The organism is Pseudomonas sp. AFG_SD02_1510_Pfu_092 (assembly GCF_003331055.1).
Lineage (GTDB): Bacteria > Pseudomonadota > Gammaproteobacteria > Pseudomonadales > Pseudomonadaceae > Aquipseudomonas.
The window spans coordinates 1-209 of sequence record NZ_PUQD01000146.1; the positions used below are offsets into that span (position 1 = coordinate 1).

At 59.3% G+C, this 209-nt stretch carries 1 protein-coding gene; it reads left to right on the forward strand.

The genetic code is table 11. The features are described 5' to 3' along the window. Positions 1-209 (forward strand): immunoglobulin-like domain-containing protein (locus C6A77_RS25230; protein ID WP_133295923.1); only part of this gene is annotated, 209 nt, incomplete at both ends.

The window sequence follows — 209 nt, forward strand, 5'->3', positions numbered from 1 at the left end:
AAGACCCAGGGCAGTGTTGATTTCCAGACGCCGACTAACGACGTCTACAACAACGGCTCGACCGTCAGCACCACTATCACCGGTGCTACTGGCGGCAACTTCGAGCAACTGACCCCGAACCCGACGCCGGCGCAGACCACGATCAATGATTCGGTCGATAACACCACTGCGACCCTGACTGCTTCGCCAAGCGTGACCGAAGGTGGCGT